20 protein-coding genes and 2 pseudogenes are annotated in these 22,612 nt (G+C 33.4%); 20 read left to right on the top strand and 2 right to left on the bottom strand.

The window, feature by feature from the left end:
- Positions 1-62: 62 nt before the first annotated feature.
- Both nrdE and nrdI read right to left on the bottom strand, forming a co-directional pair.
- Entirely contained in the window at positions 63-2,174 is a 2,112-nt protein-coding gene (gene nrdE / locus NDM98_RS09760; protein WP_251606888.1) for a class 1b ribonucleoside-diphosphate reductase subunit alpha, read from the bottom strand.
- A pseudogene (gene nrdI, locus NDM98_RS09755) lies at positions 2,134-2,519 on the bottom strand (class Ib ribonucleoside-diphosphate reductase assembly flavoprotein NrdI). Before nrdI ends, nrdE begins: the two are co-directional and overlap by 41 nt.
- 310 nt (positions 2,520-2,829) lie before the next feature.
- Between nrdI and NDM98_RS09750 the strand changes: the two are divergent.
- From NDM98_RS09750 to galU, 20 genes and pseudogenes are all read left to right on the top strand, one after another.
- On the top strand, positions 2,830-4,818 hold the full coding sequence (locus tag NDM98_RS09750; protein ID WP_251606887.1) for a glycosyltransferase: 1,989 nt from the start codon (positions 2,830-2,832) through the stop codon (positions 4,816-4,818).
- A 357-nt stretch (positions 4,819-5,175) separates the two neighbouring features.
- The gene (locus NDM98_RS09745) at positions 5,176-5,919 is read left to right on the top strand and encodes an IspD/TarI family cytidylyltransferase (protein ID WP_251606886.1); all 744 of its coding nucleotides are present in this window, start codon (positions 5,176-5,178) and stop codon (positions 5,917-5,919) included.
- Complete coding sequence (locus tag NDM98_RS09740) at positions 5,916-6,941, top strand: ribitol-5-phosphate dehydrogenase (protein ID WP_251606885.1); 1,026 nt, start codon at positions 5,916-5,918, stop codon at positions 6,939-6,941. Before NDM98_RS09745 ends, NDM98_RS09740 begins: the two co-directional genes overlap by 4 nt.
- Positions 6,908-8,137 carry a CDP-glycerol glycerophosphotransferase family protein gene (locus NDM98_RS09735; protein WP_251606878.1) on the top strand — a complete coding sequence of 410 codons (1,230 nt, stop codon included), beginning with the start codon at positions 6,908-6,910 and terminating at the stop codon, positions 8,135-8,137. The genes NDM98_RS09740 and NDM98_RS09735 overlap by 34 nt, the downstream gene beginning before the upstream one ends.
- A gap of 33 nt (positions 8,138-8,170) precedes the next feature.
- Positions 8,171-8,719, top strand: coding sequence for a hypothetical protein (locus NDM98_RS09730; RefSeq protein ID WP_251606876.1), 549 nt, complete (start codon positions 8,171-8,173; stop codon positions 8,717-8,719).
- A gap of 88 nt (positions 8,720-8,807) precedes the next feature.
- Positions 8,808-9,914 carry a CDP-glycerol glycerophosphotransferase family protein gene (locus tag NDM98_RS09725; protein WP_251609062.1) on the top strand — a complete coding sequence of 369 codons (1,107 nt, stop codon included), beginning with the start codon at positions 8,808-8,810 and terminating at the stop codon, positions 9,912-9,914.
- A 265-nt stretch (positions 9,915-10,179) separates the two neighbouring features.
- Positions 10,180-10,983, top strand: a complete 804-nt coding sequence (locus NDM98_RS09720) for an ABC transporter permease (RefSeq protein ID WP_251606874.1) — start codon at positions 10,180-10,182, stop codon at positions 10,981-10,983.
- 14 nt (positions 10,984-10,997) lie between these two features.
- Positions 10,998-12,227 carry a teichoic acids export ABC transporter ATP-binding subunit TagH gene (gene tagH, locus NDM98_RS09715; RefSeq protein WP_251606871.1) on the top strand — a complete coding sequence of 410 codons (1,230 nt, stop codon included), beginning with the start codon at positions 10,998-11,000 and terminating at the stop codon, positions 12,225-12,227.
- Positions 12,228-12,322: 95 nt separating this feature from the next.
- The gene (locus NDM98_RS09710) at positions 12,323-12,649 is read left to right on the top strand and encodes a hypothetical protein (protein ID WP_251606868.1); all 327 of its coding nucleotides are present in this window, start codon (positions 12,323-12,325) and stop codon (positions 12,647-12,649) included.
- A 39-nt stretch (positions 12,650-12,688) separates the two neighbouring features.
- Positions 12,689-13,669, top strand: coding sequence for a glycosyltransferase family 2 protein (locus NDM98_RS09705; protein ID WP_251606866.1), 981 nt, complete (start codon positions 12,689-12,691; stop codon positions 13,667-13,669).
- Between the two features lie 125 nt (positions 13,670-13,794).
- Positions 13,795-14,574 (top strand): ABC transporter permease, encoded by a 780-nt coding sequence (locus tag NDM98_RS09700; protein ID WP_251606864.1) that lies wholly within the window; start codon positions 13,795-13,797, stop codon positions 14,572-14,574.
- Position 14,575: 1 nt separating this feature from the next.
- The gene (locus NDM98_RS09695; RefSeq protein ID WP_251606863.1) at positions 14,576-15,298 is read left to right on the top strand and encodes an ABC transporter ATP-binding protein; all 723 of its coding nucleotides are present in this window, start codon (positions 14,576-14,578) and stop codon (positions 15,296-15,298) included.
- Between the two features lie 120 nt (positions 15,299-15,418).
- Positions 15,419-16,459: a sugar transferase gene (locus tag NDM98_RS09690; RefSeq protein ID WP_251606860.1), complete on the top strand. Its 1,041-nt coding sequence runs from the start codon at positions 15,419-15,421 to the stop codon at positions 16,457-16,459.
- 16 nt (positions 16,460-16,475) lie between these two features.
- The gene (locus NDM98_RS09685) at positions 16,476-16,790 is read left to right on the top strand and encodes a sugar transferase (RefSeq protein WP_251606858.1); all 315 of its coding nucleotides are present in this window, start codon (positions 16,476-16,478) and stop codon (positions 16,788-16,790) included.
- A gap of 72 nt (positions 16,791-16,862) precedes the next feature.
- On the top strand, positions 16,863-18,056 hold the full coding sequence (locus tag NDM98_RS09680) for a CDP-glycerol glycerophosphotransferase family protein (protein WP_251606857.1): 1,194 nt from the start codon (positions 16,863-16,865) through the stop codon (positions 18,054-18,056).
- A gap of 28 nt (positions 18,057-18,084) precedes the next feature.
- Positions 18,085-18,432: a CDP-alcohol phosphatidyltransferase family protein gene (locus NDM98_RS09675; protein ID WP_251606852.1), complete on the top strand. Its 348-nt coding sequence runs from the start codon at positions 18,085-18,087 to the stop codon at positions 18,430-18,432.
- Positions 18,433-18,434: 2 nt separating this feature from the next.
- On the top strand, positions 18,435-18,839 hold the full coding sequence (locus tag NDM98_RS09670) for a hypothetical protein (RefSeq protein ID WP_251606850.1): 405 nt from the start codon (positions 18,435-18,437) through the stop codon (positions 18,837-18,839).
- A 162-nt stretch (positions 18,840-19,001) separates the two neighbouring features.
- On the top strand, positions 19,002-19,391 hold the full coding sequence (tagD, locus tag NDM98_RS09665) for a glycerol-3-phosphate cytidylyltransferase (protein WP_251606848.1): 390 nt from the start codon (positions 19,002-19,004) through the stop codon (positions 19,389-19,391).
- Positions 19,392-19,487: 96 nt separating this feature from the next.
- A complete protein-coding gene (locus NDM98_RS23455; RefSeq protein ID WP_251606846.1) occupies positions 19,488-21,650 on the top strand; it encodes a CDP-glycerol glycerophosphotransferase family protein in 2,163 nt (720 codons plus the stop codon).
- Between the two features lie 14 nt (positions 21,651-21,664).
- Positions 21,665-22,547 (top strand): annotated as a pseudogene (gene galU / locus NDM98_RS09655) (UTP--glucose-1-phosphate uridylyltransferase GalU).
- Positions 22,548-22,612: the final 65 nt, after the last annotated feature.

The raw sequence follows: 22,612 nt of genomic DNA, 5'->3' as shown, positions 1-22,612 counted from the left end.
CCCCCTATTAAAGGGCCATCAGAGAGATGCTCTGCAACTCTCTGATGGAAGTTTTCATTTATTTAAACGACACAAGAAAGGCATCCTTCTTGTCCAGTATCTTTAGTTCGTGCATAGTAGATCGTTTTGATACCTTTGTGATGTGCATATAAGTCAATGCGGTTCAAATCACGTGTAGTCATCGTGTCCTTCAAGAATAACGTGAAGCTAATTCCTTGATCCACGTGCTCTTGAATGGTTGAGATCATGTCTACTACTTTAAACATATCCATGTCATACGCTTCTTTATAGAAGAACCAGTTTGTCGGAGCAAGTCCTGGCATTGGATAGTAGGTTTTACTGTTTCCGTAAGTTCGTTCTTCCATACGCTCCATAATCGGCATAACAGAAGCAGTACTAGATTGAACATACGAGATAGAACCTGTTGGTGCAATACATAGGCGATAGCTGTGATATAGGCCATGCTTTTTAACGTTCTCAGCAAGCTCTGCCCAGTCCTCTTTTGTTGGAACATTCATGCCCTCAAAGAGTGCCGCGATATTCTCAAACTTAGGAGAATAGTCTTTTGTTACGTATTTTGTGAAATAGCTTCCATCTGCATAAGTCGATCCTTCAAACTCGTAATAGGTTTGTCCTGTTCTTTCGGCAATTTCATTTGAACGTTTTATCGAATAGAAGTTCATCATCATGAAAAAGGTATTTGCAAAGTCACGTGCTTCTTCGCTTTCATACGCAATCTGATTCTGAGCCAGGTATCCGTGAAGGTTCATCGCGCCAAGACCAATCGAACGCATAGCATTATTCGCTCGAAGCACAGCTGGTGCATTAGGGATGTTTGTTGTCTCTGATACATGCGTTAACGAATCTGTTGCAATCGCAACAGTTTGTTCAAGAGACCTGTTCTTCATTACGTTCATGATATTAATTGAGCCAAGGTTACAAGAAATATCAAGACCGATGTCATCTTCTTCATTGTAATCTCCATAAGAAGATACTTGAGACGCTTGAAGCACTTCAGAGCAAAGATTAGAGAATTTCACTTTACTAATATGATTGTTAGCATGTGCTTTGTTTACATTGTCTGCAAACATGATGTATGGATAACCCGATTCAGAACGCAAGATTGCTAGCTTCTGCAACAGACGACGAGGATTCATCTTATCCTTACGAACGTTAGGATTATTAACAAGTTGTTCATACATCTCGTCCATATCCATTTCATCCATATGAACTCCGTACTCTTTGTAAACAGTGTGTGGGTAGAAGACATAGCCATCCTTATCCTCACGTGCAAGTTCTACAAATTTATCTGGAATCACAACACCGATTGATAACGTCTTAACACGTACATCCTCATCCGCTGAGATTTTACGAGTATCAAGGAAATCGTTAATGTCACTATGGAAAACGTTAAGATACGCTGCTCCTGAACCTTGACGCTGCCCCATTTGATCCGCATAACGGAAGGCATTATCAAGAAGCTTCATTACACCTACAACACCTTTAGTCGCATTCTCAACATCTTTGATCGCTTCACCCTTTGCACGAAGCTTCGAAAGATTAAGAGATACTCCGCCACCAAGCTTTGATAGCTGCATAGAAATATCAATCGCTTTTGAGATATCATTTAGTGAATCATTTACTTCAAGAAGGAAACAACTAACAAGCTCCCCACGACGCTTACGACCAGCATTTAAGAAAGAAGGCGTACTTGGTTGATACTCTTGATTAATCATTGTTTCAACATATTGTTTTGCCTTCGCTGTGTCACCTTTTGCAAAAAATAACGCAACGATCGAAATGCGATCCTCATAGCGTTCAAGAATCTTCTTTTTGTCATTCGTTTTAAGCGCATAGTCGTTATAGAACTTAAATGCACTCATAAATGAAGGAAAGCGGAATTTTTTCTCATAAGCCAATTGGTAGACTTCTTTAATATCTTCCATCGTGTACATATCAATAATGTGCTCTTCATAATAATCATTTTCTACTAGATATTTGATCTTTTCTTCAAGATCATGAAAGAAGACCGTATTTTGGTTGATGTAATCAACAAAATAACTATGTACGGCCTCTAAATCTTTATCAAATTGGAATTGACCTTCTTTACGAATCATAATCTGATTGTTTAATTCAACCCATCGTGGAATGCTGTTTTGTTTTTGTAGTAGCATTGTTGACCTCCTGTGTAAATGTTTCTACGCCGAGGACGTGCCGCTTAACTCGAATTTCCTGAACACAGGAATGTTGTAGCGTGCAGATATGGTATCTGCGCTTTTTGCAAAGTTTGCCCCCCAAATACGATTACCACTTGCCGCAACACCGACTATATAGTCGGCGTTTTTCTCAAGAAATTCCTCAGTGCTGGGTGGAACATTACCGAAGCCGGTTGTGTAGGTAATGAGGATAAAGGGCTCATCTATGTGTGTATCTTGATGTAGAGGCTGCTTGTCTTCAAAAGGTAGCTTGGCTGCAAACCGTTTGACGTTGCCTGTTTTTGAATCGTATATGATTTGCATGTCATATCACGTTCCTTGTTTTCAATCTTATTTAATGAACTATACCACATATAGTATATGATAAACACTAAAAAAACAATATATAGATATTACCCACAGGTTGTGCATAAATGTCGTAAAAAGCCGTCGCAGTCGGATGTTGTCATGTGGACAAGTATTTTTGTCGAAAAAAACATTGATAATTGAATATAACTAACAGGATCTGGTTTATATTTCAATATTAGTAATAACGGAGACCTGATATGTAAAGTTGAATCGTTTTTTTTTATATATTATACTTGAAATACTATTATAATTAGGAGCTTAGTCTATGAATGAGAAAATTTTAATTACTACATCTGAAATTGCCTATAATTTTGGAGGCCTAACGAAGGCTATGTTAAATAGGTGTAAAGTATTTTCAAAACAATTTGGTGTAAAAACTCAAATAGCCACTTTTAATTTCGATCCGGAATATCCTCAAATCATTAGAAGTTTGTATCAAAGAAAATACATAGATAATAATACAACTGTGACAAATATCAATGAGTTCTTTAAGGAACGTTGTTCGAGTTCACTTGTTAATTCAAAAGTGGATATAGACTCTGTTGGTTATTCACCAAGTACGGAGTATCAGTTTTTACAAGAGGTAAAAGAAAGTTCAACAATAAGTCGCTTTTATCTTAACGGGCTATACAAAATGTATCGAAGAAAAAACATAAATGGTTCTACCATACTAGAAGACTACTTTGATGAAAGACGGTCAAGAATAAAAAGGAAGATTTATAACTCTGAATCAATTCTTACAAAAATACTAATTTTTGATTCGGTTTATAATAAATTAGTTCAGGAACTATTTCTTACTGAAGAAGGAATTTGCTATCTTTCAAAATGGCATGAATATAACCCCAGTAATGAAACTTCAAAAATTATAAGGATAATGCTTTTCGATTACGTAAACAATAAATCTATTGAATTTAGGAATACTATTGATTTTCAACACTTTTTTTTAGAAAAGCTGGTTGGTGAAAAATCAACATTTTTAATAGGTGAAGCTAGAGGGACTGATGATATGACATTATCATTTAATAGCCCTTTTATTTATAAAATATATATGACACACAGTACACATCTAAGAGAACCTTATCATTTTATGTCTACAATACGCTTAGGAAATAGGGCTGTATTATCAAGATTAAATGAAGTTGATGCTATCGTATTTCTGACAAATTTGCAAAGGGATGATATAAAGTCTCGATATGGTTCTCGAGAAAATTATTTTGTAATACCTCATTATAGTGAACACATTTTAGACAAACCAGTGATACCTATGGACCATAATGTAACAATATTATCTAGATATCATAAAGAAAAAAGACTAGATATCGCAATAAAAGCGTTTGAAGAGGTTGTATCTGCTTTGCCGGATGCAAGTCTTTCAATCTATGGATTTGGAGAAGAAAAAGAAAATCTCGAAAAATTGATTCGGGAGTTAGGTTTAACTAGAAACGTGTTTCTTAAACCTTATACTGAAAATCCGAAACAAACACTAGAGAATTCTTCAATTTCTTTAATTACAAGTAAGTATGAAGGTTTTGCAATGAGTGTATTAGAGAGTCTTTCAAATGGTACCCCTGTAATCTCAATGGATATTAAATATGGTCCTTCTGATATGATTAGATCCGGTTACAATGGATATTTGATAGAGGGTGATAATATTAAAGAAATGTCAGACCGCATAATTGAGCTATTAAGTACTAAAGATCGATTAAATCAATTCTCGAAAAATGCTATTGAATCATCTCACCATTTTAGTGAAAAAAAATTCGCAGATAATTGGAAGGAAATGTTTGAAACTATCAAGTCTCAAAAGGCAATGAAGATAAATGTTGAAAATATGGATTTATATTTATCCAGTGTTACTTTAGAACGCTCTAACTTAAGTTTTGAAGGGAATGTTTATTTTTTGAATGTGAAGGACAGTGAAGTATTAAGTCCTAATATTATCGGGAAATTATATGATCGAGAAACGAAAAACTTCATTGAATTCCCATTAAAAGTAATAAAAATTAGTAACGACAATTATTATATTGAGGCTCATTTAAAAATAGATCATTTTAATATTAAAAAACAATGCATATTAGATATTTCAATTTTATCAGAAGATCGTAACGTTGCATTTGAGAAAAGACTTGGCTATAACAAGGCTGAAAATATTATTATGTCAACTAAAACCATAAATTCTAACTTCTTGGCAGTTCCGTATTTTACAAAGGACCACGGTAATCTAAGTATAAAAATTGAGAACAATTCACAATAGTATCTATTTGTAATATGGAAACGTTACGCATTAAAATCAAAAACAATAGTTGCGGTTTAACTTTTATAGATAAGAACCCATACAATGCTACTATTACCTCTAATAAATTTATTTGTTTGCAAATATCTTTATTAGAGGTTTTCGTAAGTATTTTACCAGTAAACTTTAACCTGTTTTATCCTTTATTTATATAAGTAAAGGATAAAACAAGAACTCTAAAAAATAGAGCTAGGCTTATCTTTAATATGATTTCATGCAAAAAATGGGATTTGAGTGGAATGTTATGTCTATGTTACTATTGTAAAGTTAATGTTAATTATATAAAATATCGGAATGCATTTATTAAGGAGGCTTATAATGATTTATGGAATGATTTTAGCTGGTGGCAATGGTAGTAGAATGGGTAATACACATCTCCCTAAACAATTTCTTACATTAGACGACACGCCTATATTAATTCATACAATTGAAAAATTCTTGTTAAATCAAAAGTTAGATGCAATTTTAATTTTAGTACCTGAGAAATGGTTGAATTATACAGGAGATATTATAAAGAAATATATTGGCGGAATGGATAAAATTAAACTTGTAAAAGGCGGAAACACTCGTAATGAAACAATAATGTCTGGTATTGCATATATAGAAAATACTTTCGGCTCAACAGATGAAGATATTATTGTTACACACGACTCGGTTCGACCATTTCTAACACATCGAATTATCGAAGATAACATTAATGCTGCACTAGAATTTGGTGCTTGTGATACGGTGATTGAGGCAATTGATACTATTGTAGAATCAAAAAATAATGAAACCATTACTGATATACCAATTCGAGAAAAAATGTATCAAGGTCAAACCCCCCAAAGTTTTAATATTAAAACTTTGAAAAATGCTTATGAGAGTCTTAACGAAGAAGAAAGAGATATTCTTTCTGATGCTGCCAAAATATGTTTACTTAGAGGTCATACTGTTAAATTAGTTAAAGGCGAAGTTTATAATATAAAAATAACAACACCGTATGATTTAAAAGTGGCTGAAGCGATAATTAAGGACTCGACTTATGCTGAAAGGGATCCTGAAGAGGTGGCCACTGTATGATAAACCAAGTCTATCGTCTAGTTTATCCTGGTCAATTTGAAGTCACTTATAAACCAAGGACAATTAATTCAGATAAAGTAATTATCCGACCAAAATTTTTATCTGTTTGTAATGCGGATCAAAGGTATTATCAAGGTAAGAGAGATGCCTCAGTACTCGAAAAAAAATTACCAATGTCACTCATACACGAGGGCGTTGGAGAAGTAGTGTACGATCCTAAAGAGGAATTTGAAGTCGGTCAGCCAGTTGTAATGATTCCGAATTTGCCAATTGAACAAGATGATCACATGGATGAAAATTACTTGAGATCTTCCCGTTTTCGTTCAAGTGGATATGATGGATTTATGCAAGATTATGTATTTATGCGACATGATCGTTTAGTTCCACTATTCAAAGAACTAGATATTCATACAGCCGCATTTTTAGAACTAGTAAGTGTAGCAATGCATGGGATTACGCGTTTTAATTTTAAATCTCATGATCGTAAACAGACTATTGGAGTTTGGGGGGATGGGAACCTTGGTTATATTACATCGATATTGCTTAAAAATAAATATCCCGAATCTGAAGTTGTTTTGTTTGGGAAAACCAAACGTAAAATAGAATATTTTACATTTATTGATAAATCATATTTGATAAATAACATACCATCTGATGTAGAGATTGATCATGCATTTGAATGTGTGGGTGGACTTGGTAGTGAGATGGCAATTGAACAAATTATAGACTGTATAAAACCACAAGGCTCTATCTCTCTTTTAGGTGTAAGTGAAGACCCTGTTGAAATAAACACTAGAATGGTATTGGAAAAGGGCATTACTTTATTTGGAAGTAGCAGAAGTGGTAGAAATGATTTTGTTGATACAGTTGACTTTCTAGAACAAAATAAAGAAGTAATTAGCTATCTAAATCATTTAGTTACAAAGGTAGTCACGATAAATAATATTGATGATATACGCCATGCTTTTGAAGAAGATCAAGTCTCCGCATGGGGGAAGACGGTCTTGGAATGGAAAATCTAAATGCAGAATTTGGGAACCGGAAAAGAAAGTGGTTTCAATTGAATGGAGATGAAAAAATTAAAAAGTTTCATTTCAAAATAGCTCGAAGTCTTTTTAAGTTTATTTTTGTATCATTGTACCTATCATTTTGCCTTATCCCCATAAAAAAAAATCAAATACTTTTTGCTTCTGATAGTCGAAGTGATTTATCAGGTAATTTCTTATTCATATTTGAGGAAATAAAAAGACAGAAACTGAATATTGATTGTAAGTTTATGTTGAAAGAGAATGTACGTAAAAATCCATTGACTTACGTTAAACTTGCGTATTTATTAGCTACTTCAAAAAAAATAATTGTAGATGACTATTACGCTTATGTTTACCCTTTGAAAATTAGGAAAGAAGCAGAGCTTATCCAAGTATGGCATGCTGTTGGTGCGTTTAAACGATTCGGTCATAGTAGAGCAGGTTTGCCAGGGGCTCCATCTTCCAATTCAAGAACACATAGAAATTATACTAAGGCTATAGTTAGTTCTAATAGTGTAATCTCATATTATGCTGAAGGGTTTGGAATTGAAGAGCAGAAAGTGAAATCTATAGGTGTACCTAGAACGGATGTGTTCTTTGACGATTCCTATAAAAAAAGTAAAAAAGAGGAACTTTATAAAACGTATCCCTTTACAAAAGGTAAAAAAGTAATAATGTTTGCGCCTACTTTTCGAGGAAAAGGGAAAACAACGGCTTATTTCCCCTTTGATCAAATCGATTTCAAATCCATATATGAAGATTTAAATGAGGAATATATTTTTATATTAAAATTACATCCTTTTGTAAAAGAGCAGTTTAAATTGCCTCAAGAATATAAAGATTTTTACTATGATTTCTCTGCATATCGTGAAATAAATGATTTGTTATTAATCTCAGATGTGCTTATTACTGATTATTCTTCAGTGTGCTTTGAATATGCACTGTTAAATAAACCGATGGTGTTTTTTGCCTTCGATGTAGATGAATATACTAGAAATCGTGATTTTTATTTTTCATATAAAGATTTTATTCCTGGTCCAATAGTAAAAACAACAAATGAATTAATTTCTTCAATACACCAAAAAGATTTCAATCAAGAAAAAGTCAATAAATTTGTTGACTTATTTTATGATCAAAAAGATGGTAAATCAAGTAAACGTTTTGTTGATATTTTATTAAAAGATAATTAGTAATAAGTAAAAGTAGGCACTGGAGTGGAAAGAATGGGAACGAAACAAACACATGAAGTAATAGAAGATGAACAACTGCCAATAGATGGAATCACTGATGCCAATTTGTATGAAATTAATCGCAAAGTAACTCACTTATCTTGGAATGGCGGATTAATGAAAATTAATGGTTATGCATATTTTTCTGGAATTCCTCTCGAAAAAGATGACCATATTTATAAAGCGATTGTTTTAAGGAACAATGATGATGAAAAAGAACGTTTTGAATTTCCATTACATGACCTAGATAATTTTGAAGAAGAAAAATATAAGTGGGCAGGCTTTGAAGGTGAAATTAACTTTTCGTCTGTTACAAAAGGGGGAGCTCCTCTTCCTAATGGTTCATACAACATGTTTATAAAACTTACTCTCTTAAATACTTCATTAGGGGTAATAGAACGAGAGGTGCCGCTTGGAAATATTAATCGATTTCTGAAAAATAATTTCCATTCAACAAAATTGGAATACTATACTGCAAAAAGACACCTTCAATATAATTTAATGGTTACCCAAAATATAAAATTAAAAACTCTCCAAGCTTGAAGCGACTAAACTAAAAGATTTAAATCCTAATGACCTAGATCCATCATCAAAAAAAGAAACGAAGAAAGCAAAAGAAAGAAACAGTTTTATTTTCAAATCATTATATAAATTATTCAACCTCCTACCAATTAAGCAAGATAGAATAACATTTGCGTCAGATAGTAGAATTGAGATGGATGGGAACTTTGGCTTTGTTTATGAAAATATGCTTAAGCAAGGATTGAATTATGACTACAAGTTTATGTTGAAATCTGCTATCACAGAAAAGAAAACATTAAAAGAGACAATTCAACTAGCATATTGGTTTGCAACTTCTAAAAAAATAATTTTAGATGATTTTTATCCTATAATTTATCCATTAAAAATACGTGAAGAAGCAGATTTGATACAGGTATGGCATGCAGTAGGAGCATTTAAAACATTTGGATACAGCCGAGTAGGTAGACCAGGCGGACCATCAATTAAATCATTAAATCACAGAAATTATACAAAAGCAGTTGTTAGTTCAAAGAACATTGTACGTCATTATGCTGAAGGGTTCGGTATAGATGAAGCTGCTGTAGCTCCAATTGGTGTTCCAAGAACTGATATCTTCTTTGATGAAAAATATAAAGAAAATAAAAGAGAAGAACTTTATAATCAGTATCCATTTTTGAAAAATAAAAAAGTTATCTTGTTTGCACCAACATTCCGAGGAAATGGACAAAGTTCTGCTCATTACCCATATGATGTATTAAATTTGGATAAGTTATATAATGAATTAAAAGATGAATATGTATTTATCTTTAAAGTGCATCCATTCATAAAAAATAAAATTACTATTCCTTATCATTATGTAGATTTCTTTTATGATTTTTCAGAGTATAGAGAAGTGAATGATTTGTTGTTTATAACAGATATCCTTATCACAGACTACTCTTCAGTATGCTTTGAATACGCATTGTTAAGAAAGCCAATGATATTCTTCTCATATGATGTTGAAGAATACATCCAAAAACGGGATTTTTACTTTGACTATCAATCTTTTATTCCTGGTGTTTTAGCTAAGTCTACTGATGACATAGTTAATAGTATTACTAATAATGAATTTGAATCAGAACGTATCGAGCCATTTGTCCAATACTTTTTCGATGATTTAGATGGAAATTCGAGTGAAAGATTTGTAAATGAACTAATAAAAGAAGACGTTCAATGAAATATATAAATGAAAGGGGTAAATTTTCTTTACCTCTTTTAGCTATGTGTATTAATTATGTGTAAATTTTTGATGGAAAATTAAAATTTATGGACATAATAAGGCAGAAAAGCGAAGGTTGAAAATTTAGGTCGTAATTGCGAGAACTTTAATTTATTATTAGGTATATATGTATTCTGTATAAAAGATTGTTCTGCTAATATGGATTGAGTAAAAGGTGTCTTATTTTAAGTAGACAAATAGAAAGTAAGAAGGGTATTTTGGTATGAGAAATATATTTAGTATCATAAAAGAACAGTATAAAAACAAACATCTCATTTTTAGACTTGCAGGTTATGAACAACGTAGCAAGTATCAGCTGCACTATTTGGGGATGCTATGGCAAATCTTTAATCCTTTGATGCAGGTCTTAGTATTTTGGGCGATTTTTGGTCTAGGAATAAGAGGCGGAGCAGATGTTGGTGAAACGCCTTTTTTTGTATGGCTAGTAATCGGTCTTATCCCTTGGTTTTTTATTAGTCCAACGATCCTCCAAGGTTCTAATAGTGTTCATCAAAAAATTCGAATGGTCTCTAAAATGAAGTTCCCTATTAGTGTACTGCCTTCGATTGTCATTGTAGGCAATGCCATGAGTTTTGTATTAATGTTGGGCATACTTGCAATAATTTTATTAATTAATCGAATTAACCCTGGAATCTATATACTGCAGCTTCCGTACTACTTAATAAGTTTATTCACATTTTTATATGTGTTTACACTTTTTAGTTCAACAATTGCTACTATCATTCGCGATTATTATCAATTATTACAAGCAGGTATGCGAATGATGTTCTTCTTGTCACCAATCGTTTGGGTACCATATACAATGCCTGATTGGATGATTTCATTTTTACAATTAAATCCATTCTATTATCTATTTGAAGGATTTCGTGACACGCTTTTAGGCAGAGCTTGGTTTTTTGAAAATCTAGCATATATGAGCTACTTCTGGACAGGCATTCTTGTTCTTGCATTTATAGGCTCATACATTCATTACAAATTCAAAGATAGCTTTGTTGATTATTTATGAGTGGAGGCTTTAACGTGCAGCACAAGGTTAAATTAACAGGTGTGAGTAAGCAATATACCTTATATCGAACGAATACAGAGAAACTACTTGATATTTTGACACCAAAGTCAATGAAGAAGGAAAAGCAGAGAAACTTCTATGCACTTCGAGATATTTCATTAGAGATTAAAGATGGTGAAACCGTTGGTGTTGTAGGAATCAACGGATCTGGTAAATCGACAATTTCTAATATTCTTTCACATGTGATCCCACCAACAGAGGGGCAAATCGATATTAATGGAGAGCCTTCATTGATTGCAATAAATGTAGGACTTAACAATAATTTAAGTGGCTATGACAATATTGAACTTAAGTTACTCATGCATGGATTCTCAAGAAATGAAGTAGATCAACTAACTCCTTCTATCGAAGACTTTGCTGATATTGGAGATTTCATGAATCAGCCAGTTAAAAAATATTCATCGGGTATGAAGTCTAGGCTTGGTTTCGCGATATCAGTGCATACCAATCCAGATCTTTTAATTGTAGATGAAGCCTTATCAGTTGGAGACAAAACTTTTTACCAAAAATGTTTAGATAAAATCAATGAATTTAAATCACAAGGTAAAACGATTATCTTTATTAGCCATTCAATTGGACAAATAAAAAGTATTTCTGATCGCGTTCTCTGGCTTCATAATGGAGAGCTAAAAGAATTTGGTGAAACGAAAACGGTCCTCGAAAATTACGAAGAGTATATAAATTGGTTTAACAAACTTTCAAATGAAGCTAAACAAGCTCATAAGGAAGAGTTAAAAGACAAGCGCTCAACGATCGTGGCCCCTAACCATCAGGAAAAAAAAGTTATAGAGCCAGAAGAGAAACCATATGACCCGGATATTTTGCCTTCTAGATATACTCAGAAAAAAAAGAAAGTTCGAGTTAAAAGCAAAAAACAATTAAATTTAGCATTTCCATTACAGCTATCAATATTTGTTTTAGCTTTTATTATTAGTGGGATATTCTTAGTTTCTCCGACTATAGGGACTAGTGTTTCAGAGGGAAATGAAGAAGATAATGCAGATTTGGTTGAGCAAGAGGAGATTGAACAGGAATCCCTTTTTAATGAAGATAAGGAAGGGTATATTTCTGTTGAAGAAGCAGCTTTATATCAAGATGCACATTTAAATATAGAGGATACAGTCTTACCATTTGCTTCTAAAGTAACAATTATAGGAGAAATGCAGAATCTAATGCTTATCTAGTTGAGAACAATAACTCAGAAAAGTATATAGATAGGGATGCTTTAATTTTATCGGAAGATCAAATTTCAAATTCTACAATATCCATGGATGACATTGTGAAGATACTACCGGAAAGATTCGGTACTTCTTATCAGTATTTTCTTGCTCAGCTCGGAGAAACTAAAGATAGCGCTAAAACTGTCTTAAATGGTGCTGATGAAAACGAGATGACTGATAATTATGGATTTACTTATATGAATTTTCCTCATGAGAGCTTTACTATAAAGTTTGATGAAAAAAACATTGCAGTTGCTATTGTTGTTGATGAAACGATAGACTCTACTAATTTAGTGAATAGTGGTGGTCTATATCTCATAAATGGCTATGATGTACTTGTGAATTCTGAAGGTGACCAAATGAGCTTTACTAGAAACAATGATTAATTAAACGATATTAAGTGCGATACATGGAGATGTATACCGATGGGAAATGTTAATGAACCAGTGAAAATTACTGTTTTGATTGTCACAAAAAACGAAGAACGCTTTATAAGTGAACTGATTTTAAAGTTACATGAGCAGACAGTTAATGAACAAGATTATGAAATAATTATTATAGATGGAATGTCAACTGATAAAACTGTAGATAAGGTACAATCATTTAAAGATATTAATCCAAATCTCATTAAACTTATCTCAAACCCAAAACAAACCCTTCCCCTGGCTTGGAATCTTGGCATTCAAGCAGCCAGGGGTGATTATATTCTTCGGATTGATGGGCATACTCTAATTCCAGAGGACTTTTTAGAGAATTACCTTAAGCTAATAGAGAAGCAACCAGGTGTTGAGTGTGTTGGTGGAATTATTAATTCTGAAGGAACAGGTTTCCAAGGAACAATTAATCAATATGTCTATTCGCATTCATTTGGTGTAGGAAATTCCAAATTTCGAACTATTAAAGGGGTATGGGAAGGATTTGTTGATACCGTTCCATATGGTGCGTATAAGCGAGAGGTCTTTGAAAAGGTTGGGTATTTTAATGAGGACCTAAAGCGAAATGAGGATATTGAGTTTCATAAGCGAATGAAGGATCAGGGAATGCGCTTTTTTATGTCTACATCGATTCAATCAACGTATTATGTTCGGCTAACATTAAAGGGCTTGATTCAAAAGTCATTAGGTGATGGAACGTGGACGATGATTGCTGATCAATCTGTTCCAGGTAGTTTACGGATCAGACATAAAGCTCCTTTGTTTGCTTTTCTAATTGGATTAGCGGTGCTCTTGCTTGCTGTTTTCTTTGCGCCTATGCGTTGGGTGCTAGGTGGTGTCGGGTTGCTTTATCTTGCTGCAGCCAAGCTGGGCAAGTCGTGGTATCATCAAACAATCTGGACTTCGCTATTTCCTACCTACCATTTGGACTTTTTTCTGTCTTCATTTTTTCCGTGGCTTAGGTTGTTTTAAGGCTTTTTTCAAAAAAGAGTACTGGTTTTTTAAGAAGAAACGAAAATCACTGAGAAGTGACAAACCGATTAAATAATGATATAACGTTGAAAGTGTTAAGTCCAAATCGGTAAGGTTGAGATGAAATGAAAGAGATTCTGAAGTATAAAGAACTGCTGTATTTTCTTGTTCATAAAGAACTACGCGTTCGTTATCGAAATACGTTTTTTGGTTATTTTTGGACGTTACTAGAGCCATTGGGTTTGATGTTGATTTTTACGTTAGTTTTTATGGTGATTGCGCGTGTATCGATTGAAAATTATACCTTGTTCCTTGTATCGGGCTTAATTCCATTTATGTATACGCAACACTCTGTTTCAAGAGGAACAAAAAGCTTAACGTCAAATGGATCCTTGATTAAAAAAATCTATTTTCCTAGAGAATTGTTTCCTATTACAGTAACGGCATCAAGCCTGGTCAATTTGTTAATATCACTTATACTCGTGGCAGCCTATTCGTTGTACATTAATGGTTCCATACCATTAGTTGGACTAGCTGTTCTACCATTTGTCATTCTTCTGCAGACAGTGTTGCTACTCGGCATTGTATTTGTTTTTTCTTGTGTAAATGTCTATTTTAGAGATGTTGAATTTATTGTTGGACTTCTCATGCGTGGCTGGATGTATTTGTCGGCTGTTATGTATCCATTACTTCAAGTAAAGGAACAGCTTGGTGGATATTTTATTTTGTTTCAGTTAAATCCGATGGTAACAATATTAACAATCTACAGATGGATCTTTCATGGTGGCGAATTGACACCAACTTGGGGGATGATTGCCTATACGATCACTTTCTCATTGGTTATCTTTTTTGGAGGTTGGAAATTCTTCAAGGTCATGAGTCGTAAGATCGGGGAAGTGATGTAAGATGAGTAATGCCATTGAAGTGAATCATATAAAAAAAGCGTTTCGAAAGCCAACGGAAAAGACAATTAAAGGTCAATTAATCTCTTTATTTAAGCATGAAAAGACCATCGACAAATTTCAAGCACTGGAGGACGTATCGTTCACCGTAAAAAAAGGTGAAGGCTACGCGATTATTGGGAAAAATGGTGCAGGTAAGAGTACTTTATTTAAAGTAATCTCTGGTGTTATTGTTCCTGATAGCGGGCAGATTAAGCTTAATGGCACGTTGATGCCTTTAATTGAGTTAAGTGCCGGTTTAAGTGGAGACTTATCAGGTATGGAGAATATTCGTCTAAACTGTGCGATCTACGGATTGAAAAAGCGACAGATTGAAGAGTTACTACCAGTCATTGTTGAGTTTGCAGAGCTTGATGAATTTATTCATACACCTGTTAAATTTTATTCATCTGGAATGAAAGCACGACTTGGATTCTCTATTGCTGTTCACATTGAGACGGACATTGTCTTAATTGATGAAGTATTAGCGGTTGGAGATCGAGATTTCAAAAAAAAGTGTAATAAAAAAATGCTTGAGATGAAAGAAGCAGGTAAAACAATTGTGATTGTTTCTCATAGTATGGGACCATTAAAAAAACTTTGTGATCGAGCGATTGTCTTAAATCGAGGTAAGGTCGAAGCAGAGGGTGACATTCATGAAATGATCGACCTGTATGAATCGAACTAACGCACCTTATTGTAGATGTATACAACTGTGAAGATTTAAAGGAAATTGTAAAAAAGAAGAGGTTTTCCGTAAAGAGTGTGTTAAAATAACCTTTAGACTATGAATCTAGGGGTTATTTGTATGCTAAATATTTTTCCCAATAAATTTGCCAGAGGATTTATCATTGTTATAGACCTCTTTATTATTATAATGGCGTACGTACTTGCTTTTACAGCACGATACGAACGGATTGCTCCTCGAAATATCGAAGCGTTTATGTCGGTTATTCCGTGGATTTTATTAATTAGTGTAGTGTTTATATGTATCTATGAAGTGGATCGACTCATTCAGTATGATGTATGGGATATTGTTCGAAAGCTTGCGGTTTCATTAACATTTATCATGCTCTTAACAATGACCGCTTCATTTTTATTTAGAGAATTTGCCTTACCACGTTCTGTTATCATTCTTGCTCATGTTTTTGCGTTTGTGATGCTTCTTACTTGGAAAGTACTCTATACAAAATATAATCAACTTTCCCGAAAAGGTAAGCTAATGTTCATTGGAGCGGAGTCTGAATTTAATGAGATGGAAGACAATCTCTCGCAATTCCTTTCTAACAACGGGAATGCGAAGTACTACGATAAAAAATCGAGTGTACAGCAGCTTAAATCACAGCTCTTAAACTATGATTTTGTCTTCTTAAGTTCTTCACTTGAAGAAGATAAAAAGAACCGAATCATTTTCCATGCGATGAAAAACAATAAGTTAGTCTATGTCGTTCCAACTGTTAATGAGTTATTAGTAATGAACACGTCCGTTACAACACTTGATGATACAATGGTTATGCAGGTTAAACCATTTACATTGCCTGTTGCTCAGTTAGCATTAAAACGCATCACAGATATTGTCTTTTCACTGGCGATTTTAGTACCAACCTTGCCAGTCTGTTTAATTGCTGCATTAGTTATTAAACTAGAAGACGGAGGCTCAATTTTCTTCAAACAGGATCGTATAGGCAAGGATCATAAACAATTTCAGATATTGAAATTCCGTTCAATGGTTGAAAATGCCGAAGAGAAAACAGGACCAACCTTGGCTCAATCTGGTGATGATCGTATTACAAAGATCGGTCGTTTTATGCGTAAGACACGCATCGATGAGCTGCCCCAAGCTGATTAACGTGCTAATAGGTGATATGTCATTAGTTGGACCACGTCCTGAAAGAAATTTCTTTGCGGATCAATTTCAGAAGGATAACAAATGGTTTAACTACCGAAATACTGTTAAGCCAGGAATTACTGGTTATGCACAAGTGATGGGAAAATACACAACAAATGTGGATAAGAAACTTAAGTTTGATCTACATTATATCCGTAATTACTCGCTGTGGTTGGATTTTATTATTCTTCTCAGAACAATATTGGTTGTTATTAATAAGGCCAAATCTGAAGGTGAAGTGAAGAAGACAAAAAAAGTGGGTATCTTTGCAAAAAAACAAGAAGACTTTTGATAAATTAAAAACCTCTGACTCACAATATGTGACGGAGGTTTCTTTTGAAGAGGATGGAATAAGGAGAATTGAATGAAATCTACTATAAAACGATTAAAACAACTTCCGCTAGCTAGGCAAATATCAAGATGCTTGTTTGCCACTGCTTCGTTGCTTCCTATTCAAAAGAAGCTTGTGATGTTTGAAAGTTTTTCGGGCAAGCAGTACAGCTGTAATCCAAAAGCCATGTATGAATATATGCAAGAGCATGAGTCGGGTTATGAGCTGATTTGGAGTGTAAATAAACAAAGTAAACATTTATTTGATGAAGCTGGTATTCCATATGTAAAAAGACTGTCATTAAAATGGTTTATTAAAATGGCCCGTGCAAAATATTGGGTAACCAATAGCCGAATGCCATCTTGGGTTCCAAAACCAAAACATAATGTGTACATTCAGACCTGGCACGGAACCCCTTTAAAGAGACTTGTTGCAGATATGGAAGAAGTGCATATGCCAGGTACTAATCGTGAAAGTTATATCGAGGGCTTTCAAAAAGAAGCGAGAAATTGGGACTATCTCCTTTCACCTAATCGCTATTCAACTGAGATTTTCAAACGGGCATTTGATTTTAAAGGGAAAATAATTGAGCAGGGTTATCCTCGTAATGATGATTTAATGAACCGTAATAATAAAGCTGACATTATTACACTTAAGCAAAAACATGGTTTACCTGAAGGGAAAAAAGTAATCTTATACGCACCAACATGGAGAGATCACGAGTACTATGAACCAGGCAAGTATAAGTTTAAGCTGCAGCTTGATTTAGATCTATTAAAAAAAGAGATCGGTCACGATTATATTGTCATATTAAGAATGCATTCTTTTGTATCAGAGATGTTTGAGATCGATCAATATCAAGACTTTGTATTTGATTACTCAAAAGGTATCGATATTACCGATCTATACTTGATGTCCGATATCTTAATCACTGATTATTCATCTGTATTCTTTGATTATGCCATTTTAAAAAGACCCATTTTTTTCTTCACATATGACATTGAATTATACAGAGGTAAAATTCGCGGATTCTATTTTGATTTAGAGAAGGAAGCGCCTGGACCATTAGTGATGAATACGAATCAAATTGTTGAAGAAATTAAAAAGATTGAAGGTCTGGATAATAAAAATGACCAGTTCTATAAAGGCTTTTTAGAACGTTTTTGTTACCTTGATGATGGCCGTTCAGCCGCAAAAACGGTAGAAGAGATATTTGCACTTAAATAAGTGGTGTTAAAAAGAAGGAGCTGTCACTTTGTCTTCCGAGAAATTGTCTACATTTTTTTTTGATTCAGAGCGCATTATAGAACTAAGACGTCAGGTCCAACCGTATAGTGCAAAAGAAGATTTGTGGTCTTGGTATGTACTCAGACGAATGTCAATTTATATAACGATATTATTTGAAAAAATGAGGCTCACACCAAACGCGGTCAGTTGGTTAAGTGTTTTGTTTGTTTTGTTATCAGGTTTGTTTATGGTTATGGCCACACCAACAAGTTTTATTTTAGCCTTTGTAGCTTATAATTTAGGCTATTTGTTTGATTGTGTAGATGGTGAACTAGCGAGAATGACAAAAAAAAATCCAAGCTTGGATTTTTTATAGACATGCTGATTAGAGCAGCGACATTACCCGTGTTCCTCTCGTTTCCACTTGCATATCTTGTTATGACAGGAATGTTAGAGATCTCTATGCTCTCAATGATTTTATTGTATATTGTTATTACTTGTATTATTATGTCTCTCCTTCTTCCTTTATCGTTCGATTTGACTCATACTGCAACAATTGAGCAAAAAGATCCAGTACAGCAAATACGAAATAAATCGATTTTATTTGAATTTGCTTGTTTTATTTTGGGATTACCTGGTTTTTTTCTTATACTTCTTTTGTCAGTTTGTCTTGAATATTTGATGGGAGTGCAAGTCATTACTTATTATATATTAGGTTTTCTTGGCGTTTTAATACTGAAAGTATTCTTAAGAGCTTTCGTAACCGTTAGGACTTTTACATGAGAATTATTTGATCATGTGATGTAATAGAATCTTTCGCACTTTATCTAGAAAATGCCATGATTCTATTTAGAAGCTTGTGTTATACTGTTAAAGTGTTTACAAAGTGATAACAATATTTTTTAGACATTATTATTAACTACCTACAGATATGGAGGGAGAGCCTTGAAAAAGGTATTAACGTATGGCACATTTGATTTATTACATTGGGGTCATATAAACTTACTAAAACGTGCAAAAGACTTAGGTGATTACGTGATTGTCGCTATATCTACTGATGAGTTTAATGCAATTAAAGATAAAAAAGCATATCATAGCTTTGAAAATAGAAAGATGATTCTTGAGGCTATTCGTTACGTGGATGAAGTGATCCCTGAGAAAACATGGGATCAAAAAGTAGAAGATGTTAAAAAGTACGATATAGATATATTTGTTATGGGAGATGATTGGGAAGGGAAATTTGACTTTTTAAATGATTATTGTGAAGTTGTTTACCTTCCAAGAACTGATGGAATATCAACCTCTAAAATCAAGGATGAACTATTGCATCAATAACTTCCGATAATGAGGCCTGCGTTCAACGTAAGCCTCTATTTCTTTTGTATAGTGTTCTTCCATTAAACTTGATGTGTTAGGAGAGTGTCATAAATAGTGAAAAAAGTAAGTATAATTACCCCGCTATATAATAAAGATAAAAAATATATAGAGGCATGTGCTAATTTGCTTGAAAGGCAAATTTATTCAGATTTTGAATGGATAATAGTACTGAATGAAATCGAATCAGAAATAGATGTTTTACTACATGAAATTAAAAAGAAATTCGATTTGAAAATAATAATTGACAAATCAATATCTAATGTAGCAATTGCTCGAAATAAAGGAATTATGAATTCAGAGGGTGATTATCTTTATTTCATGGATATAGATGACTACATTCATGAACACACACTTTATTGTTTAGTCGAGACTATGAAGCATTCTTCTGCGGATTTTGTTTTAGGATCACTAAAGAAGGTTAATGTAAAGCCTTCATTTTCAACCTCCTATGGCGTTATGATGGATAGATTAGTCGAATCTAGAAATATTAAAGCTAAATCTGTAACTAGGAAGAAAATGAGAGCTTCTTGCTTAAATATATTATATGATATGAATTTCATTCTAGATAATCGTATTACTTTTAATGAGAGTTTATCAGATTTGTCTGATATTACTTTCACTATGCCAGCATATGAGAAATCAACAAACATTGTATTTGATAAAGATGCTCAATATTTGAAACTAAGAAGAAATGATGCTGTTCAATTTCCATCACTGTCTCAAAGATCAAATAGAGCATTATTGTACCCAAGATCATTCAGCTTAGCTATGAAAGAACTGGATTCAGAGTCACAAATAAGCGCAATGCTTCGTAAAAGATTGTTATATTCTTATCATCATAGATTTTTCAACTCATTATATGACGGAGAACTTGATGATAACCGAATCATACTTTTAGAAGAATGGTCAAAAGCATTCCTGGTAATGAAATTGGAATTATTTTATTTCAATAGAAAAATTCATAACTTTGAGATTAAAAATTTAGTTGATAAGAATTTTTATAAAGCACAAAAAATAGCAAGAATCCGTTCTACCGCTAAAAAAATCAAAAAAATGATAAAAAAGCCAAAAACGTCGAAGCGCATACTGTATTTATCTTTCTTATCAAAAAAGTTATCAGTAAAACCAAATTGGATACTATATGAAAGCTTCTTAGGTAAGAACTATTCAGATAGTCCCAAATATATATATGAATATTTAAGTAAAGAATATCCAGACGCATATAAACATATTTGGGTATTTAATGAGAATGAGAAAAATATTCCTTTCAAAGCGGTTAAGGTAAAGAGATTTAGTTTTAAACACCTTTATTTTATGGCGAGATCTAAATTTCTTGTAAATAACATGCGTCAACCGTTATGGTATGTTAAACGTCAAGAGCAAATTTTCTTGGAAACTTGGCACGGTACTCCATTAAAAAAGTTAGTTTTTGACATGGATGATATTCACTCGGCTAACCCTAATTATAAGCTCGATTTCTATGAGCAATCGCGTTCTTGGGATTACCTAGTCTCTGCTAACAAATTTTCAACTGAAGTTTTTAAAAGAGCTTTTTTGTATGACAATGAAATATTAGAATATGGATATCCTAGGAACGATTTGCTTTATAGTTCTAATAAAGATGAAATTAGTTTAGAGCTCAAACAAAAACTTGGTTTACCTATCGATAAAAAAATTGTACTCTATGCACCTACATGGAGAGATGATGAGTATTATAAGCCTGGGCAGTACAAATTTAAATTAACTTTAGACTTGGAAAGATTGCGAGAGGAGTTAGGAAAAGAGTACTTTTTTATTATTAGAACTCATTATTTTATTGCAGATCACTTGGATTTAGAAAATGTTAGTGATTTTGTTTATAACGGGTCTAAATATGATGATATTTCTGAATTATATTTGCTATCTGATATATTAATAACAGATTATTCATCTGTCTTCTTTGATTATGCGAATCTTAAACGCCCAATATTATTTTTTACCTACGACTTAGAGAAATATCGGGATACGTTGAGGGGGTTCTATATTGATTTAAAAGAAGATGGTCCAGGTCCTCTGATAATGAATAATGATGAACTAATTAATGTTTTAAAAAATATAGATCAGGTAAATATACAATACAAAGACCGACTAGAGAAATTTCATAATCTTTATTGTGATCTTGATGATGGACAAGCATCTAAAAGAATCAGTGAGAGAGTTATTATTAATAGTGATTAAAAAGGAGATTCCTCATGAAAAAAGTAAGAAAAGCCATTATTCCAAGCTGCTGGACTCGGAACACGATTCCTGCCGGCTACAAAAGCAATGCCAAAGGAAATGCTCCCGATTGTAGATAAGCCGACAATTCAATATATTGTTGAAGAAGCAGTTAAGTCAGGCATCGAGGATATCATCATCGTTACGGGTAAAGGTAAGCGTGCGATTGAGGATCATTTTGATCATGCATTTGAGTTAGAACAGAACTTAATTGAGAAGGAAAAGTTTGAGCTTCTTGAAAAAGTACAAGAAGCATCAAAAGTGGATATTCATTACATTCGTCAAAAAGAAGCAAAAGGACTTGGTCATGCGGTTTGGTGTGCGCGTAAGTTTATTGGAGATGAACCGTTTGCTGTTTTATTAGGTGATGATATTGTACAAAACGAAAAGCCTTGCCTACAGCAATTAATTGAGCAGTATAATGAAACGGGTTCTTCCATTATTGGTGTGCAGCAGGTTGATGAAAGTGTAACCGATCGTTATGGTATTATTGATCCTATTAGTCAAGATGGTCGTTTATATAAGGTAAATCAATTTGTTGAGAAGCCCAAGCTTGGTACGGCAACATCTAACCTTGCTATTCTTGGACGTTATCTACTAACTCCAGAAATCTTTACATACCTTGAAAACCAGGAAACTGGTGCAGGTGGAGAGATTCAGTTAACGGATGCGATTCAGCGTTTAAATGAAAAGCAACCGGTATTTGCTTATGATTTTGAAGGCAAGCGATATGATGTTGGTGAGAAGTTAGGTTTTGTTATGACTACGTTAGAATTTGCGATGCAACGTGATGAGTTAAAGCCAGAGCTTATCAAAAAAATGAAGGAATATCTTCAGCTTGAGGACATTTTGAAATAATAATTAGTTATAAACAAAACTGTGTAATTAATGACGGTGAGCAATGCAATTTCTCACCGTTTTTT

This window comes from Alkalicoccobacillus plakortidis (assembly GCF_023703085.1).
In the GTDB taxonomy this organism is placed as follows: Bacteria; Bacillota; Bacilli; order Bacillales; family Bacillaceae_D; genus Alkalicoccobacillus; species Alkalicoccobacillus plakortidis.
The sequence above is the reverse complement of the archived record's forward strand: the minus strand, read 5'-3'. Positions and strand labels throughout refer to the sequence as shown.